Origin of the sequence: Pseudomonas sp. NPDC087690 (assembly GCF_044743175.1) — a bacterium.
In the GTDB taxonomy this organism is placed as follows: domain Bacteria; phylum Pseudomonadota; class Gammaproteobacteria; order Pseudomonadales; family Pseudomonadaceae; genus Aquipseudomonas.
Map to the genome: position 1 here is coordinate 1 of NZ_JBIUVX010000036.1, position 15,419 is coordinate 15,419.

The following is a 15,419-nucleotide window of genomic DNA, read 5'->3' on the forward strand; positions in this document are numbered from 1 at the left end:
CGGCAGGTGTGTCAAATCTTCCCGACCGTTCGACGCGTTCATGCCTCGAACCGGCAGCCTACTCATAGACTATTGCGTTGTGGTGAAAGTCACAGCACCAAGGACATGAATGTACACTTGTGCACTGAAATTTTTATTCAAGCCCCTTTTGAGGCTTGTTCGGGTGCCTAAGACTGCCGCACTTTCGCTTTTCACGCCAGTCGCAGATGGTCGAAAGGCCCACACTACGACACCCAGCGCTGCAGAATCTGCTGCAGATCATTACGTTTGAACGGCTTCGCCAGATAATCGTTCATGCCTGCCTCCAGGCAGGTTTCGCGGTCACCCTGCAACGCGTTGGCGGTCAGTGCGATGATCGGCACGTCGCTGCGTCCCGGCAGTTGGCGGATCTGTCGCGTCGCCTCATAGCCATCGATGATCGGTAAGCGGCAATCCATCAGAATCACTTCGAAATCACTTTCTTCAGCGCTGCGTACGGCCTGCGCGCCATCGACGGCGACGCTGACAGTAAAGCCCAGACTGCGCAGCATCGCTTCGATAACCGTCTGGTTCACCGGATTGTCTTCCACCAGCAAGACATTGCGCCCTTCACCCTGTCCTTTGCCGTTCAGCGCGCGCGGCGCGGCCAATGGCGGTAGCGCTTGCTTATAAAGCGCCAGCGGGATCTCCAGAGTAAAGACCGAACCGCGACCTTCCTCGCTCTGCGCGCGCAAAGTGCCGCCCATGCGTTCTGCCAGGGTGCGGGCGATTGGCAAGCCGAGGCCGGTGCCGCCATAGCGCCGCGAGATCGAACTGTCGGCCTGCTGGAAAGCGTTGAACATCAATTCCAGACTTTCGGAAGAAATGCCGATGCCGCTGTCGCGTACCGAGCAGGTGAACCACAGCAATTCGTGATCCAGCGATTGCCACTGCGCCTCGATGCTGACCCGACCCTGTTCGGTGAACTTCAGTGCGTTGCCGACCAGGTTGACCAGAATCTGCCGGATCCGCGTCGGATCGCCCTGCACCTGCAAACTGCGCATGTCGTCCGGGATCCGCAGATTCAGCGCCAGGCCGCGTTGCACCGCGCTGTGCTGGAACGACTGCGCGCAGGCACCGATCAGCTCGGTGAGGTTGAACGGAATGTGCTCCAGCTCAAGTTCTGATCGCTCGATGCGCGAGAAGTCGAGAATGTCATTGATGACTTTCAGCAAGTGCTCGGTGGACTCCGACGCGAGGGCTGCATACTCGATCTGCTCCTCAGTCATCTCGGTGGTTTCGAGCAACTGCAACATACCCAGCACACCGTTCATGGGGGTGCGCAGTTCATGGCTCATCATCGCCAGGAAGTCGGATTTTGCGTTGTTGGCCTTTTCCGCTTCTTCGCGGGTCTGGATCAGTTGCGCCATGGCTTGATGCTGCTCGCGGCTGGCCTGTTCCAGCGCCTGTGCGAGGTTGTTGATGTGCTGCGACAAAGCCCCCAACTCAGTGTCGTCGACAATCGGCAACGGGGTCTTGTAGTCGCCGTCCTGAATCGCCTTGACCGCATCGCCGATGTCGCGAATCGGCTGCGACAGGCTACCGGCCAGACGCCGAGCCAGGACAAAAGTGAAGAGCAGGGCGAACAACGCGAGAATCCCGGCCTTGAGCAGAATTTCCTGCTGGCGCTGACTGAAGGCATCGTTGGACAGACCGACGATCACGCGTCCCAGATAATCCTCGGCGGCCGCACCATTACTGACTTTGCCGTCCTGGAAGAAATCATTGTGCAGAGAGATCCGCTGCAGTCGCACCGGGGCCTGAAACACTTCGACCTGATGCGGGCGATTGTGGGTGTCAGCCGGTTGTTCGACGTACACCAGAATCCGGTTGGCGCTGTCCTGCACTTCAAGAAAACGCACATTGGGCGTAGCCAGTGTGGCTTTGAGCAGGCTCTCCAGCACTTCATTGTTGCCGGAAATCACTCCGTACTCGGTGGCAGGGGCCAGTTGGTTGGCGATCAGTTGGCCGGTGTGGTTCAGCTCCTGGCGCAAATCCTGGAGGCGCACAAACGTGAAGAAGCTGATCAACAGCAAGGTCAGCAACAGCGCCGGGCCCAGGCTGATCAGCTGGGTGCGGGTGTTGATGTCCCAGCGGCGACGGAAACTCATGGGCGGCGTTCTCCTTCGGCCAGCGCTCTGGCGACAGACGCATCATTCAGCGGTTCGATACCTAATGAACGAGCCACCTGTGCATTACTTGAAACATTAAAACGTGCGGGATAGAGCGCTCGCGGCCAAGCAGCCGAGGGTTGGTCAAGCAATTGATCAAGGATTGCCAGCCAATCGTTCTGATCGCTGTAGCTGCTGGCCAGGCTGCCGGCACGGACGAAAGCGACGTTGGGTCCGACCAGCGCGACTTGCCGCGAGTAGCTGCTGAGCAACAGGTTCTTCGCGGTCTTCGGGTTGTAGAGATCGGGATCGTCGAGGCCCAACAGCACGTCGCTGTTTTTCAGCACGGCTTGCAGTGGGCGACTGTCAAGGGTGTTGTCCCAGCGCTGGCTGACGATTTGCAGATTCAGCGGTTGTGCAGCCAGATTCAGTTCTTTCAGCAAAAACTCGCTGTGTTGATCGAACAGCACGCCGACCCGCCGTGCCTGCGGCAAGATTCGCCGGATCAATTGCAGTTGCCGACTCAGTGGCGGATCGCTCCACAGCAGGCTCAGGTGTGCAGGTTCTGCGTCACCAAAACGCTGGCGCGCTTGCAAGCGGCTGATGCGCAGCACCAGCGTTGCCGGACCTTGGGGTTCTTGCAGGCGCCAATCCAGGCTTGGCAGATCGAGGAGGATCAGGCGCAGGCTGGCCGGCAGTTTGCCCGGTGCCGGGAGACTGTCCAGCGGCTGGAAACGCACGTTGTCGGTCGGGCGCAATTCGCTCAGAGCCTGAACGAACGCTTGTACGCCGGGGCTTTCCTCGGCCCCCGTGAGCAGAATGTCCGCGGCCTGGACCGCGACACCGTGCAGCCACGCAGTCAAAAACAGACAGACCCCGGCCAGCCAGTGGCCAAGGGTTGGCGTCTTCCGTGACAGGCCGTGACGCATCCTAGAACTCCAGTTCGGCGCTGAAGTACATCACCCGGCGCTCGTCGTAGTTGTTTTCGACGAAGGTAGTCGGCTCATGGTCGAGACGTTGTTGCAACACGCCGGCCAATTGCAGCTGAGCCTTGCCCAGCGGGATGCGTTTGGCGATGCGCGTGTCGACCCGTTCGAAGCGGTAGCCATTGAGCGCGTTGTCACCATAATAGAAGAGGGCGCTGTTCCAGCCATGCCCCCAGTCGCGCAGCCAGCCGGCGGAACCGCTGTTGCGCGAAGTGAATTGCTGATCGAGCGGATTGCTCGCCTCGGCATCGACAAAAGCGTAAGTGAAACGCAAGCGGTCGGCCCTGCTCACACGCCAGTCGAGCTGGGTTTCGGTACCGCGAAAACGTGAGCTGTTGGCGTTGCTGGCGATGTACTGATTGTTGCGTAATGGCTCGCTGATCATCCCGGTGATTTCGTCGTAGAACAGCTTTACGTCGAGTGCCAGACCCAGTTCGGCGAAATAGCCGTTGTAGCCCAGTTCACGCGAGCGCATGTGTTCCTGATCGAGATCGCCCGGACCGCGCGTCTTGACGAAGTAGCGCGCCGAAGACTGTCCGTAGGCCGAGGGCCGCAGGTTGTTGACCTGATAGCTCCAGTTCACATTGTTCTCGAACATGTCCGGCGAGCGGATTGCTTCCGAGTACACCGCGCGCAAGCCGTGGCGCGGATTGATCAGATAATTGACGGCAAAGCGCGGCGTCAGCGAACTGCCGATCAGTTGCGTGTCTTCGAACATCGCGCCGCCCTGCAACAACCAGTGCTCAGTGGCGCGCCATTCCAGTTGGCCGAACGCACGCCAGGTGGTGTCGTCCAGCGTGCCATTGAAATAGGTTTCGGAATCGGCGCGGTCGTAACGATAGTTCATGCCACTGACCAGACGCAGGCTGTCGGACAGGCTGAGGGTGTCCTGCAATTCGAGGTCGTAGCGCGATTCGCGGGCGCTCTGGTCGATGTCGCCGCACAAGGTCTGGCTGGCGCCATTGCGCCATTGATCCAGCACCCGATTGGCCAGAGCCATTTCCTGCGGTGTGCCCGGTGCTGCGCCGGGGCCGGTGAAACGGGTGATGTTGCGCGCCAGGCGTTCGGTGTAATTGGGGTTGAGTTGCCACAGTTGCGTCAACTCGGGGCTGAATGACACCTCGGCATCGCAGGCGCGCCAGGTTTGCTGGCGATCCCAGTGTTGCGCCGAGCCTTGTATATAAAGGCTGTGTTCGGGATTGATGTCGAGGTTCCAGCGCACCGAACCGGCGTAATCCTTGGCGACTACGTCAGAATTGTTCCCGGCGGCGGTAATCCCGGAGAACACCGGCCGATAGGTGTAGGGCCGCTGATTGGTGCCGTCTTTGGCGTTGACCTGCCAGTCGAGACTCTGGTTATCACTGAGGGTGTGGCTGACCGCAAGACTGAAACGGTTCAAGCGGCGGCTGTCACGGTAATCGGCGCCACTGCGATCGCTGTCGAAGCCGTCATCTTCCTGACCGGACAGCGACAGGCGCAGATCGCCGCCATTCCAGCCGGTGCCCTGGCTGGCATAGAAATCATTGATGCCACGCTGGCCGCGGGTATATTTCAGACGCGTTCCATGGCTATCCGCCGGGTTGCGCGTGATGATATTGACCACCGCCATCAGCGCGTTGGCGCCATAACTGACGGTGTTCGGGCCGCGAAAGACTTCGATGCGCTCGATGTCCTCCATGGCCACGGGGATGTCACTCCAGTCCACCGTGGCCAGACCTGCGCGGTACACCGAACGGCCGTCGATCAGCACCTGCATGCGCCGCGCTTCGGTGGCATTGGTGCCGTGGTAATTGACCGCCGCCTGATTGCCGCTGATGTTGCCGACCATCATCCCAGGCACCAGGCGCAGCAGTTCGCTGATGTCACGGGCACCGCTGGCGTTGATCAATTCGCTGTCGAGTACGGTCATGCTCCCCGGCACTTCTGCCGGTGTCTGTTTCAGGCGCGTGGCCGTCAGCACCTGCGGCAGTGCCTGGTTGTCCATGAACAGGTCGTCCGCCAGCACTAGCGGGCTGAACAACAGCGCCAGCAACAGGGGCGAACGGGGAGGGCGAGGAGCGAAAAACACGACGCAGCCTTGATCGTAAAGATTTGGCGCGCATGTTAACCGAGCACCGTGACTTTTCCATTCACGTTAGTAGCATTTTCCTAGGTTTTATTGGTCTTCTTCCTACAAGTGTCGGTAATTGTTGCTGGGGCTGGCCGCGACCGGGCTGCCCCGTATAATGCCGCCATCGCCACTGGTATGGATTAACGGATTGCATATGACTGAACAGCGCCCGATTGCGGTCCTGGGAGGCGGAAGTTTCGGTACCGCCGTGGCCAACCTTTTGGCCGAGAACGGCCATCAAGTCCGGCAGTGGATGCGTGACCCCGAGCAGGCCGAGGCCATCCGGGTCAATCGCGAAAACCCGCGTTACCTCAAAGGCATCAAGATTCTGCCGGGCGTGACCGCCGTCACCGACCTGCAGGAAACCCTCGACGCCTGTGATTTGTGCTTTGTCGCACTGCCGTCCAGCGCGCTGCGCACGGTGCTCGCGGCCCACGCCGAGCGCTTGAGCGGCAAGATGCTGGTCAGCCTGACCAAAGGCATCGAAGCGCAGACCTTCAAATTGATGAGCCAGATTCTTGAAGAGATCGCCCCGCAAGCGCGCATTGGCGTGCTGTCCGGGCCGAACCTGGCGCGGGAAATCGCCGAACATGCGCTGACCGCCACGGTGGTCGCCAGTGAGGACGAAGAACTCTGCAAGCAGGTGCAAGCCGCGTTGCATGGTCGTACTTTCCGCGTCTACGCCAGTGCTGATCGCTTCGGCGTCGAGCTGGGCGGGGCGTTGAAAAACGTTTACGCGATCATTGCCGGCATGGCGGTCGCGCTGGAAATGGGTGAGAACACCAAGAGCATGCTGATCACCCGCGCACTGGCGGAGATGACCCGCTTTGCGGTGAATCAGGGCGCCAACCCGATGACCTTCCTCGGTCTGGCCGGTGTCGGCGATCTGATCGTCACCTGTTCGTCGCCGAAGAGTCGTAACTATCAGGTCGGTTTCGCGCTGGGTCAGGGCTTGAGCCTCGACGAAGCGGTGTCGCGCCTCGGAGAAGTCGCCGAAGGCGTCAACACCCTGAAAGTGCTCAAGGCCAAATCCCAGGAGGTCGGCGTGTACATGCCGCTGGTCGCCGGGCTGCATGCGATCCTGTTCGAAGGACGCACGCTGGAGCAGGTGATCGGTCTATTGATGCGAGCCGAGCCAAAAACCGACGTCGACTTTATTTCCACCAGTGGTTTCAACTGAGTGAGCCGGGAGCAGCAAGCCATGAACGATCCGAAAACCGAAGCCAAGTACGAATCCATCCTCCTGCGGGTGCTGTGGATGATCGTCTACGTGCTGGTCTGGCAAGTGGCGCAGTTCATCCTCGGCGCGGTGGTGCTGGTGCAACTGATCTATCGTTTGATCTATGGCGCACCGAGCGCCAGCCTGATGAACTTCGGCGACAGCCTGAGCCAGTTTCTGGCGCAGATCGGCCGCTTCGGCAGTTTCCACAGCGACCAGAAACCCTGGCCGTTCGCCGACTGGCCAGCGCCGCGTACCCCGGAAGGTGAAGCGCCGCACACCGTGCCGCCGACACCGCATCCGGTTCGAGATGAGGAACCCAAGCTATGAAACTCTGGGTATTGCGTCACGGTGAGGCCGTGCCTTACGGCTCGTGCCCCGATTCCGAACGGGAGTTGACCGAGCACGGTCGCAAAGAAGCCTTGAGCAGCGCTGCCCATTTGATTGGCCAGCCGCTTACTGCGATCTACGCCAGCCCTTATCTGCGGGCGCAGCAGACTGCACAGATTGTGCGCGAAGCGCTCGGGTTCGAACCGGAGATTCGCACGGTGGAGTGGCTGACGCCGGAAGTTGATCCGGACAAGGTTACCGATCAACTGGTGTCGGTAAGCAACGTGCTGCTGGTCAGCCACAACCCGCTGGTGGGCAATTTGCTGAGCTATCTGCAGCATGGCGCCGGACATCCTCCGGAGCGGGTCAGCACCGCCGATCTGGCTGAGCTGGAAAGCCCGGAGTTGCTGATCGGCTCGATGACCCTTAACAGCCTTAAACACCCGTGAAGTTGTAAACACCGACCCCTGTAGGAGTGAGCCTGCTCGCGATAGCGGTCTATCAGTCGCTATTTATGTCGACCGACAGACCGCTATCGCGAGCAGGCTCACTCCTACAGGTACCGCGTACACCATGAAATTATTTGTTTGAATTTTCCAACCAAGCACTTGCTTGGTTGACTACGCTTGCTCCAGACCAAAATCACAGGAGCGAGTCGCATGTCTGCCGCATTCCGATTGCCGCTGGACGTGTTTTACGAACGTGAAGCCCGGCATCCGCGCCAGCGCTTTCTGGTGCAGCCCACTGGCGGCGGGCAGGTCGAGACCCTGACCTGGGCCGACGTCGGCCATCAGGCCCGCTGCGCCGCGCACTGGTTGCGTGCCCGTGAGTTGCCGCACGGCAGCCACATCGCCCTGATCTCGAAAAACTGCGCACACTGGATCATCGCTGACCTCGCTATCTGGATGGCCGGGCACGTTTCTGTTCCGCTCTATCCCAATCTCACCGCCGACTCCGTAGCGCAGGTGCTCAATCATTCGGAAAGCGTCCTGGCGTTCATCGGCAAACTCGATGACTGGCCGGGCATGGCCAAAGGCGTGCCGGCCGATTTGCCGACCATCAGCCTGCCGCTGCATCCGCCTGGCGAATTCGATTTCAACTGGGCAGACCTGCAACGCAGTTCGCCGATCCAGGACGATCCGCGTCCTGCCGCCGAGCAACTGGCAACCATCATCTACACCTCCGGCACCACCGGCCTGCCCAAAGGCGTGATGCACAGTTTCGCCAATCTCGGTTTCGCCACCACGCGCGGCACGCAGCTGTTCGGTCTCAACGAGAACGACCGGTTGCTGTCGTACCTGCCGCTGTGCCACGTCGCTGAACGCATGTTTGTAGAACTGGCCTCGATCTATACCGGGCAGACGGTTTTCTTCGCCGAGAGCCTCGATACGTTCATCACCGATTTGCAGCGCGCGCGGCCGACCGCGATGTTTGGCGTGCCGCGAATCTGGACCAAATTCCAGATGGGCGTGTACAGCAGGATCCCGGCAAAACGTCTGGATTTTCTTCTTGGTCTGCCTTTCATCGGTAAACGGGTCGGGCACAAAGTCCTCGCCGGGCTGGGGCTGGACGCCCTGCGCGTGGCGTTGTCCGGTGCGGCGCCGGTACCGCAGACCTTGCTCGCCTGGTATCAGAAACTCGGTCTCGACGTGCTTGAGGTCTATGGCATGACCGAGGGTTGCGGTTACTCGCACATCTGTCTGCCAGGGCAATACAAACAAGGCTGGATCGGTAAACCGTGCCCGGATGTCGAAGTGCGCATCGATGAGTTGGGTGAAGTGCAGGTGCGCAGTCAGGCGAACATGCTCGGCTATTTCAAGGAACCGCAGAAAACCGCCGAAACGATCACCGAGGACGGCTTCCTGCGTACCGGTGACAAGGGCGAGCAGGATGCCGAAGGGCGTCTGCGCCTGACCGGGCGACTCAAGGAAATCTTCAAGACCAGCAAGGGCAAATACGTCGCTCCAGCGCCGATCGAAAACCGTTTGGCCGTGCATTCACGGATCGAGCAAGTGTGCGTGGTCGGCGATGGCCTGAGCGCGCCACTGGGGTTGTGCGTGCTGTCGACGGTCAATCAGGAAGAGGCCCGGGCCAGCCTGCATTCGAGTCTGGAAAAACTCCTGGAAGAGGTCAATGCGGTGCTCGACAAGCACGAACGCCTGCGCCGCCTGGTGGTGGTCAAGGACAGCTGGGCGGTGGAGAACGGCTTTCTTACGCCGACGCTGAAGATCAAGCGCAACGTCATCGAAGACACCTATGGCGCGCGTTTCGAAGAATGGAGCGAGCGCAGCGAGGCGGTGCTGTGGCAGGATTGAGCGACCACTACAACAACAAAGGAAGTCTGCGATGAGCTTGTGGCGTACTACTCCCGACATCGAGCAGTTGAACGCGATCCAGAAAAATACCATCGGCGAAGTGCTCGACATCCGCTTCGAAGCGTTCGACGAAGAATCGCTGACTGCAAGCATGGTCATCGACCATCGCACGCACCAGCCTTACGGCTTGCTGCATGGCGGCGCGTCGGTGGTGCTGGCGGAGTCCGTGGGTTCGATGGCCAGCTACCTGTGCATCGACGCCAGCAAGTTCTATTGCGTGGGGCTGGAAATCAACGCCAACCATTTGCGCGGCTTGCGCAGTGGCCGGGTGACGGCGGTGGCCAAGCCGATTCACATTGGCCGCACCACCCATGTGTGGGATATCCGTTTGACCAGTGACGAAGGCAAGGCCAGTTGTGTGTCACGGCTGACCATGGCGGTTGTGCCGTTGGGTGAGCAGCCACCCTCACCCTAACCCTCTCCCAGAGGGAGAGGGGACTGACCGAGTGGGTTGTTCGAAGTACATCGACCTGAGATATCGAGTCGAATACAGATTCGCAATAGCATGGAGATCGGCTCCCTTTCCCCTCGCCCCCCCTGGGGGAGAGGGGACTGACCGAGTGGGTTGTTCGAAGTACATCGACCTGAGATACCGAGTCGAATACAAATTCGCAATAGCATGGAGATCGGCTCCCTTTCCCCTCGCCCCCCTGGGGGAGAGGGGACTGACCGAGTGGGTTGTTCGAAGTACATCGACCTGAGATACCGAGTCGAATACAAATTCGCAATAGCATGCAGATCGGCTCCCTTTCCCCCTCGCCCCCCCTGGGGGAGAGGGGACTGACCGAGTGGGTTGTTCGAAGTACATCGACCTGAGATATCGAGTCGAATACAAATTCGCAATAGCATGGAGATCGGCTCCCTTTCCCCCTCGCCCCCCTGGGGGAGAGGGTTGGGGTGAGGGGGTAGCGATCCGGCTGACTCACCATAGCCCTGACCGGACTGTCATCATTCCTGGCAGTTACGGTCATTGCTGTAAGGCACGGTCTTACGGACAATCAACACCACGTTTCCCGCTCATGGATTTTCCGGTATGTCGCAACCGATCTTTTTCGCCCACGCCAACGGGTTTCCCTCGGGCACCTATGGCAAGTTGTTCGCGGCGCTGGCGCCCGAGTACCGGGTCGCGCATCTGGAGCAGCACGCCCATGACCCGCGTTTCCCGGCGGATGACAACTGGTACAACCTGGTTGACGAGCTGATCCACCATTTGCAGCAGCAGGATCAACCGGTATGGGGTGTCGGCCATTCTTTCGGCGGTGTTTTGCACCTGCACGCGGCGCTGCGTTGCCCTGAGCTGTATCGCGGCGTGGTGATGCTCGACTCGCCAGTGCTGACCCGCACCGATCAGTGGGTGATCCGTGCCGCCAAGCGCTTGGGTTTCATCGACAAACTGACACCGGCGGGGCGCACATTGGGCCGACGTGAAGAGTTCGCCGATCTCGACAGTGCGCGCAGCTATTTCGCCGGTAAAACGCTGTTCCGGGGCTTCGACCCGGAATGCTTCGATGCCTATCTGCAATACGGCTTGCACCAGGTCGGCGACAAGCTGCGCCTGCGTTTCGACCCCGCCACTGAAATCAGCATCTATCGTGGTGTGCCGCACACCAGCCCCGGTCGCACCCGGCAGTTGCAGGTGCCACTGGCGGTGGTGCGCGGGCACAAGAGCCGCGTGGTCATGCGTCATCACACCCGCTTCGTTTCGCGCCTGGCACAAGGCGAGGCGCTGAGCATGCCAGGCGGGCACATGTTCCCGCTGGAGCGTCCGCAAGACACTGCGCGGTTGTTGAAGAACCTGTTTACCCGTTGGGAAAACCGTCAGGACAAGGATTGCGCATGAGCCCGACCTTCGAAGAAGTGCGCCTGAGCCTGCCGCATATCGAGCTGGCGGCGCATTTGTTCGGTCCCGAGGACGGTTTGCCGATCATTGCGCTGCACGGCTGGCTCGACAACGCCAACAGCTTCGCGCGGCTGGCGCCGAAGCTCAAAGGTTTACGCATCATTGCCCTGGATATGGCCGGGCATGGGCATTCCGGGCATCGACCGAACGGCGCCGGTTATGCGCTGTGGGACTACGCCCATGACGTGCTGCAAGTCGCCGAACAACTGGGCTGGAAGCGTTTCGGCCTGCTCGGGCATTCGATGGGCGCAATTGTTTCCATGGTGCTGGCCGGCTCGATGCCGGAGCGCATCAGCCATCTGGCGTTGATCGACGGCGTCATTCCTCCTACAGACAAAGGCGAAAACGCAGCCGAGCGCATGGGCATGGCCCTACAGGCGCAACTGGATCTGCGCGAGAAACGCAAACCGGTCTACAACACCCTCGACCGCGCCATCGAAGCGCGCATGAAGGGGCTGGTCGCGGTCAGTCGTGAGGCGGCTGAACTGTTGGCGCAGCGCGGATTGATGCCGGTGCCGGGCGGCTACACCTGGCGCACGGATAATCGCCTGACTTTGCCGTCGCCGCTGCGCCTGACCCAGGAGCAGGCAATGGCTTTCGCCCTGCGCGTCAGTTGCCCGGCGCATTTGGTGGTTGCCGCTGATGGCATGCTGGCCAAACACTCCGAACTGCTGGAGCGGCTACCCTTTAGCCAGGAACAGCTGCCGGGCGGGCACCATCTGCACTTGAACGACGAGCCAGGCGCGGGTCTTGTCGCAGACTGTTTCAATCGGTTCTTCGCCATTCCTTGACTTGCCGTGGGCAACTGTCGAGGCTGGGCGGGTTGAAATGGGAGACAACCACGATGGATCTTTATACCGCTGCGACCCCGAATCACACAGTCACTCCGATCCGATGAGCCTGACTATGCGGTCACTCAGTCTGTTGGCACTGTGCTGTTTCAGTTCCGTTTCTTTCGCTGCCGACGTGCCGGGCAGTCACGATCTGCAGATCGTGCCACGGCTGGCCGATGCGCAAATCGTCGACTATCGCCCGCCGGCCGAGCTGGAGCGCATCTATCCGTTGGGCTCTATCCGCAAGATCAGCGGCCAGTTACGTTTCGACGGCCAGGTCACCGCCCGTGGCCAAATCACTTCGGTGACCTACGAGTTACCGCCCGAACATTCCGCCACCGAAGCCTTTACCGCTGCCCGCGAAGCCTTGCAGGAGCAGGACGCCGAGTTGCTGTTCTGGTGCCAGGCCCGTGATTGTGGTGAAAGCAGCCTGTGGGCCAACGAGGTATTCGGCAACTCCAAGTTGTACGGTGCTGACGAGCAGCAAGCGTATCTGCTGTTGCGACTGGCAGCGCCGCGAGACAACACGCTGGTGGCGCTGTACAGCATCACTCGCGGCAATCGCAAAGCCTATCTGCATGTTGAACAGTTCGAAGCAATTGCGCCGCTGGGCGAGTTGCTGCCGACCTCGGCGACCCTGTTGCGTCAACTCAAAAGCACCGGCGAACTGGATTTCCCCGATCGAGTCGATGATCCGGATGACACCTGGCTGCGCCTGATCTCCCGTGGCCTGAACCTCGACACGACATTGCGCGTCACGGTATCCGGGCCCAAGGCCGAGGCCTGGCGTCAGGCCCTGATCAATCAGGGCGTGCGCGCTGCGCGGATGGAAACCGGCACTGTCGAGGGTAAAGGCCTGCGCATCGACCTGTTGCGATAAGCTGTGGCGAGCGAGCACGCACGGCGTGTTCGCCTACTCTTGGCCTGACTGACTTTTTCGAGACCTTACATGCTCAATAACGATCGCCTGCTGGTGCAGATCCTGCTGCTGGTGTTGTTTGGTGCCAGCTTCTGGGTGATGGCGCCGTTCTGGTCGGCGCTGTTCTGGGGCGCGGTGCTGGCGTTCGCCAGTTGGCCACTGATGCGCCTGCTGACCCGTTTGCTCAATGGGCGCGAGGCGTTGGCCGCGGCGATTTTGACCCTCGGCTGGATGTTGCTGGTGGCGGCGCCGCTGGTCTGGCTGGGGTTCAACCTGGCCGATCATGTGCGCGATGCCACGGCGTTTATCAAGGACGTGCAGGTTGATGGCCTGCCGGAGGCGCCGGTATGGCTGGCTACTGTGCCGTTTGTGGGTGAACGGCTCGTCGGCCTCTGGAACAGCATCGATCAGCAGGGCGCGGCATTGATGGTGTCGATCAAGCCGTATCTGGGTCAGGTCGGCAACTGGTTGCTGGCGCGCAGTGCGCAGATTGGCGGCGGGATTCTCGAGCTGACGCTGAGCATTGTCTTTGTGTTCTTTTTCTACCGCGACGGCCCGCGACTGGCGGCGTTTGTGCACAGTCTGCTGGAGCGCCTGATCGGTGATCGCGCCGGCTATTACATCGAACTGGTCGCCGGTACGGTGCAGCGGGTGGTTAACGGCGTAATCGGGACGGCGGCGGCGCAGGCGATTCTGGCGTTGATCGGGTTTTTGATTGCCGGCGTTCCCGGGGCTCTGGTGCTCGGGATTGTGACGTTTTTGCTGAGTCTGATTCCGATGGGGCCGCCGTTGGTGTGGGTGCCGGCGACGGCTTGGCTGGCGTGGAAGGGTGAGTACGGGATGGCGGTGTTTCTCGGGATCTGGGGAACGTTCATCATCAGTGGCGTGGACAACGTGCTCAAGCCGTATCTGATCAGCCGAGGCGGCAATTTGCCGTTGGTGATTGTGTTGCTTGGGGTGTTTGGCGGGTTGATTGCGTTTGGGTTTATCGGGTTGTTTATCGGGCCTACGTTGTTGGCGGTGGCTTACAGTTTGTTGACGGATTGGAGCAAGAGTCAGTCTCGGGTTGAGGATCGGCGGTAGCTGTTTTGGGTTTTGGGTTTTGGGTTTTGGGTTTGGGTTTGGGTGTATATCCATTGCTGCGGTAACGGCGGCTTAGGGTTCCGCCCTTCACGGCGGGTCACCTTTTCCAAACGCCGAAAAGGTAACCCAAAAGGCTTGCTCCTGCGTGCGGCCCGCTCGCTGGGGCTCGGGGTTCCTTCGCTCCGGGATCAATCCGGGCGCAGCGCCTACGGTTTGCTGCGCTGCACCTCCTCTCGCTGTGTTTGGCTTCGCCAAACGGTCGCTGCGCTCCCACCCCCGGATCAATCCCTCCGCTCAGCCTTCCGACGTCGCCCGTGGATCAAGATCAAGATCAAGAGCAGGCGAGCTGACACTCGGCCTATTGAGTGGTGAAGAGCGTGGGGTGTTCGGCGTTTGATTTGCGTTCAACGCGGTATCGCACGTCGGTGTACCTCTCCCAAACACCTCGATCAGTCCCCTCTCCCTCTGGGAGAGGGCTAGGGTGAGGGGCTTTTGATCTGTTTCAGAATCTGAGTTCGACTCGGTGTTTCACGTCGGTGTACCTCTCCCAAACACCCCGATCAGTCCCCTCTCCCTTTGGGAGAGGGCTAGGGTGAGGGGCGTCGACTCAAGTCGCCACATTCAAATACTTGCCCACCGACGCAGTGTTTTCCAGCGAGTACTGCTTGCTCAAATTGGCAATCATGCGATTCAGCGCTTCTGCCGTGCTCTGGGTCGATGCCGTCTGTTCTTCGTCCGGTCGTTCATGCCCGGCCTGTAAAGCCGCTTTCAGCTCATCACTGCTCACGCCACCACTGCTGTCGCTATCGAGAACCTTAAGCAGCGCGGCACTGGTGTCAGTGCTGGTGGTTGAAGTCGCGCTGTCGCTGGTTTGCAGTGCGCTGCTGAGTTCGGTCGCGGTCACGCTGCCATCGCCATCCGCGTCGAGCTGGCTGAACAGTTCGTCGCTGTTGATTTGTGGTGGCGGTGGCGGTGGGGTCAGGCTGGCGGTGAGTTCGTCCTGGCTGACGGTGCCGTCCTTGTTCTTGTCGAGGGCGGAGAAGAGTTCGTTGCTGTCGGCGGTACTGCCGGCGCTGGTCAGGCCGCTGCTCAGTTCGTCGCTGCTGATGGCGCCGTCGCCGTCGATGTCGAGGGCGCTGATCAGGGCGTCGGCGAGGTCGGTGTTCGGTGCTTGATCCTGTGGCGGCGGGGGCGGCGCCGTGGCCGTCATTTCTTCGGCGCTGAGGCTACCGCTGTCGTCGCTGTCGAGATCACCGAACTGCTTGCTCAGGTTGACCAGCAGGCCGTCGTCGGACTTCTGTGACAAGGCACTTTTCAGTTCGTCCTGATCCACTGCGCCGTCGCCGTTACTGTCGAGCTTGGCGAACAGTTCTTTTTGCAGTTGCTGGCTGCGCGAATTTTGTGTGGCGGTGCTGCTGGTGCTGGTATAGCTCGTGTAGTTGCTGACGCTACCGATCATCGGGCTCACTCCCTGGAATGGCAAACCGGCGGGTGTACCGGCTTATGCAGGGTCAGGGTGCGAGTTGTCCGGGGTA

At 60.4% G+C, this 15,419-nt stretch carries 13 protein-coding genes; 9 read left to right on the forward strand and 4 right to left on the reverse strand.

Annotated features, from left to right (window positions below):
- Window positions 1–224: 224 nt before the first annotated feature.
- From ACIPIZ_RS23765 to ACIPIZ_RS23775, 3 genes are read right to left on the reverse strand one after another with little or no spacing between them, the layout of a single operon-like run.
- On the reverse strand, window positions 225–2,129 hold the full coding sequence (locus tag ACIPIZ_RS23765; protein ID WP_122853818.1) for a response regulator: 1,905 nt from the start codon (window positions 2,127–2,129) through the stop codon (window positions 225–227).
- Window positions 2,126–3,058, reverse strand: a complete 933-nt coding sequence (locus tag ACIPIZ_RS23770) for an ABC transporter substrate-binding protein (protein WP_122662624.1) — start codon at window positions 3,056–3,058, stop codon at window positions 2,126–2,128. Before ACIPIZ_RS23770 ends, ACIPIZ_RS23765 begins: the two co-directional genes overlap by 4 nt.
- A gap of 1 nt (window position 3,059) precedes the next feature.
- Entirely contained in the window at window positions 3,060–5,183 is a 2,124-nt protein-coding gene (locus ACIPIZ_RS23775) for a TonB-dependent receptor plug domain-containing protein (RefSeq protein ID WP_401167797.1), read from the reverse strand.
- A 196-nt stretch (window positions 5,184–5,379) separates the two neighbouring features.
- On the opposite strand from ACIPIZ_RS23775, the gene ACIPIZ_RS23780 reads away from it, so the two are divergent.
- The 9 genes from ACIPIZ_RS23780 (at window position 5,380) to ACIPIZ_RS23820 (ending at window position 13,884) form a co-directional block, all read left to right on the forward strand.
- Window positions 5,380–6,405: an NAD(P)H-dependent glycerol-3-phosphate dehydrogenase gene (locus ACIPIZ_RS23780; protein WP_064391581.1), complete on the forward strand. Its 1,026-nt coding sequence runs from the start codon at window positions 5,380–5,382 to the stop codon at window positions 6,403–6,405.
- 21 nt (window positions 6,406–6,426) lie between these two features.
- Entirely contained in the window at window positions 6,427–6,774 is a 348-nt protein-coding gene (locus ACIPIZ_RS23785) for a DUF4389 domain-containing protein (protein WP_064391579.1), read from the forward strand.
- The gene (gene sixA, locus ACIPIZ_RS23790) at window positions 6,771–7,223 is read left to right on the forward strand and encodes a phosphohistidine phosphatase SixA (RefSeq protein WP_064391578.1); all 453 of its coding nucleotides are present in this window, start codon (window positions 6,771–6,773) and stop codon (window positions 7,221–7,223) included. Before ACIPIZ_RS23785 ends, sixA begins: the two co-directional genes overlap by 4 nt.
- 210 nt (window positions 7,224–7,433) lie before the next feature.
- Window positions 7,434–9,089, forward strand: coding sequence for an AMP-binding protein (locus ACIPIZ_RS23795; RefSeq protein ID WP_064391576.1), 1,656 nt, complete (start codon window positions 7,434–7,436; stop codon window positions 9,087–9,089).
- A gap of 31 nt (window positions 9,090–9,120) precedes the next feature.
- Window positions 9,121–9,564 (forward strand): hotdog fold thioesterase, encoded by a 444-nt coding sequence (locus tag ACIPIZ_RS23800; RefSeq protein ID WP_064391574.1) that lies wholly within the window; start codon window positions 9,121–9,123, stop codon window positions 9,562–9,564.
- 618 nt (window positions 9,565–10,182) lie between these two features.
- Window positions 10,183–10,989 (forward strand): alpha/beta fold hydrolase, encoded by an 807-nt coding sequence (locus ACIPIZ_RS23805; protein ID WP_401167803.1) that lies wholly within the window; start codon window positions 10,183–10,185, stop codon window positions 10,987–10,989.
- Window positions 10,986–11,840 carry an alpha/beta hydrolase gene (locus ACIPIZ_RS23810; protein WP_253482290.1) on the forward strand — a complete coding sequence of 285 codons (855 nt, stop codon included), beginning with the start codon at window positions 10,986–10,988 and terminating at the stop codon, window positions 11,838–11,840. Before ACIPIZ_RS23805 ends, ACIPIZ_RS23810 begins: the two co-directional genes overlap by 4 nt.
- Window positions 11,841–11,955: 115 nt before the next feature.
- Complete coding sequence (locus tag ACIPIZ_RS23815; RefSeq protein ID WP_064391568.1) at window positions 11,956–12,762, forward strand: DUF4892 domain-containing protein; 807 nt, start codon at window positions 11,956–11,958, stop codon at window positions 12,760–12,762.
- A 69-nt stretch (window positions 12,763–12,831) separates the two neighbouring features.
- Window positions 12,832–13,884 (forward strand): AI-2E family transporter, encoded by a 1,053-nt coding sequence (locus tag ACIPIZ_RS23820; RefSeq protein WP_122662613.1) that lies wholly within the window; start codon window positions 12,832–12,834, stop codon window positions 13,882–13,884.
- A 607-nt stretch (window positions 13,885–14,491) separates the two neighbouring features.
- Here ACIPIZ_RS23820 and xopAW read toward each other — a convergent pair.
- A complete protein-coding gene (xopAW, locus tag ACIPIZ_RS23825) occupies window positions 14,492–15,343 on the reverse strand; it encodes a XopAW family type III secretion system calcium-binding effector (RefSeq protein ID WP_401167806.1) in 852 nt (283 codons plus the stop codon).
- Between the last annotated feature and the right edge of the window lie 76 nt (window positions 15,344–15,419).

Excerpts from the sequence above, each read along its gene's own strand:
- ACIPIZ_RS23765 (WP_122853818.1), bottom strand. The coding sequence starts at position 2,129 with ATGAGTTTCCGTCGCCGCTGGGACATCAACACCCGCACCCAGCTGATC.
- ACIPIZ_RS23770 (WP_122662624.1), bottom strand. The coding sequence starts at position 3,058 with ATGCGTCACGGCCTGTCACGGAAGACGCCAACCCTTGGCCACTGGCTG.
- ACIPIZ_RS23780 (WP_064391581.1), top strand. The coding sequence starts at position 5,380 with ATGACTGAACAGCGCCCGATTGCGGTCCTGGGAGGCGGAAGTTTCGGT.
- ACIPIZ_RS23785 (WP_064391579.1), top strand. The coding sequence starts at position 6,427 with ATGAACGATCCGAAAACCGAAGCCAAGTACGAATCCATCCTCCTGCGG.
- sixA (WP_064391578.1), top strand. The coding sequence starts at position 6,771 with ATGAAACTCTGGGTATTGCGTCACGGTGAGGCCGTGCCTTACGGCTCG.
- ACIPIZ_RS23795 (WP_064391576.1), top strand. The coding sequence starts at position 7,434 with ATGTCTGCCGCATTCCGATTGCCGCTGGACGTGTTTTACGAACGTGAA.
- ACIPIZ_RS23800 (WP_064391574.1), top strand. The coding sequence starts at position 9,121 with ATGAGCTTGTGGCGTACTACTCCCGACATCGAGCAGTTGAACGCGATC.
- ACIPIZ_RS23805 (WP_401167803.1), top strand. The coding sequence starts at position 10,183 with ATGTCGCAACCGATCTTTTTCGCCCACGCCAACGGGTTTCCCTCGGGC.
- ACIPIZ_RS23810 (WP_253482290.1), top strand. The coding sequence starts at position 10,986 with ATGAGCCCGACCTTCGAAGAAGTGCGCCTGAGCCTGCCGCATATCGAG.
- ACIPIZ_RS23815 (WP_064391568.1), top strand. The coding sequence starts at position 11,956 with ATGCGGTCACTCAGTCTGTTGGCACTGTGCTGTTTCAGTTCCGTTTCT.
- ACIPIZ_RS23820 (WP_122662613.1), top strand. The coding sequence starts at position 12,832 with ATGCTCAATAACGATCGCCTGCTGGTGCAGATCCTGCTGCTGGTGTTG.
- xopAW (WP_401167806.1), bottom strand. The coding sequence starts at position 15,343 with ATGATCGGTAGCGTCAGCAACTACACGAGCTATACCAGCACCAGCAGC.